This is a genomic window from Dermacoccus sp. 147Ba, assembly GCF_004151355.1.
Taxonomy (GTDB): Bacteria; Actinomycetota; Actinomycetes; order Actinomycetales; family Dermatophilaceae; genus Dermacoccus; species Dermacoccus abyssi.
On the sequence record NZ_SEHL01000025.1, the window covers coordinates 1 to 1,296 of the forward strand.

A 1,296-nucleotide genomic window follows, 5' to 3' on the forward strand; every position below is an offset into this window, starting at 1 on the left:
GCGGGCAGGTTGTCGGCTCCGATCTCGGGTTCGGTGGTGGGCACGATGTTGAGGCGGCAGCGGGCCAGGACCTCGAGCCCGAGGTAGCGCCGTCCTTCGGCCCACTCGTCGGTTTGCTCGGCCAGCACGGCACCGACCAGGCGCACGATCGCGGCGCGGTTGGGGAAGATCCCTACGGAGTCGGTCCGGCGACGGATCTCGCGGTTGAGGCGCTCCGCGGGATTGTTCGACCAGATCTGGGTCCACACGTCCTTGGGGAAGGCAGTGAAGGCGAGGATGTCGGCGCGGGCGGCGTCGAGGTGCTCGTGGACGGCGGGCAGCTTCTCCTGCACGTAGTCCAGGAGACGGTCGAACTGCGCCTGGACCGCGCCGGAGTCGGGCTGGTCGTACACCGAGTGCAGCATCGCCTTGACCGCCGGCCACATGCTCTTGGGCGTCACGCTCATGAGGTTGGCGGCGTAGTGCGTGCGGCAGCGCTGCCAGGCCGCGCCGGGCAGGTTGGCCGCGATGGCCTCGACCAGGCCTGCGTGAGCGTCACTGGTGACCAGCCGCACCCCGGTCAGCCCGCGTGCGGTCAGGTCGGCGAAGAACTCGTTCCACGCCGACCCTGTCTCGCTGGTGGCCACGCGCAGCCCCAAGACCTCGCGGTGCCCGTCGCCGTTGACGCCCACAGCGATCAGCGCGACGGCGTTGATCACCCGTCCACCCTCACGGACCTTCATCGTCAGCGCGTCCGCGGACACGAACGTGAACGGCCCAACCTCAGCCAGCGGGCGGTGGCGGAAGTCCTCGACGATCTGGTCCAGGTCACTCGCCATCCGAGACACCTGGGACTTCGACAACGAGTCGATCCCCAGCTGACGCACGAGTTTGTCCATGCGGCGAGTGGACACGCCAGCGAGGTAGCAGTCCGCGACCACCGTGATCAGGGCGGACTCGGCACGCTTGCGGCGTTCAAGGAGCCACTCGGGGAAGTAGGTCCCGCTGCGCAGCTTCGGGATCGCGACGTCCACGGTCCCGACGCGGGTATCGAGGTCGCGGTGGCGGTAGCCGTTGCGCTGCGTCGTGCGCGTCGCGCTGGGGCGTCCGTACTCGGCTCCGACCACGGCATCGGCATCCGCGGAAAGCAACGCGTTGATCATGGTCTGCAGCAGGCTGCGCATCATGTCCGGGCTGGCTTCGGACAGGGCTTCACCCAGAAGGCCGGCAGGGTCGACAATGTGTGGTGCGGTCATCGTGATGACTCCGTTCGAGAGTGCTGTGAGAGGTTCGCTCGAAGGATCACGCGGTGGCCGC

Annotated in this window: 1 protein-coding gene; it reads right to left on the reverse strand. The window is 68.3% G+C overall.

What is annotated here, in order from left to right; genetic code table 11:
- Window positions 1-1,235, reverse strand: a 1,235-nt coding sequence (locus tag EVU97_RS14870) for an IS256 family transposase (protein WP_129666962.1), incomplete at its 3' end; no start/stop codon positions are given.
- Window positions 1,236-1,296 lie beyond the last annotated feature (61 nt).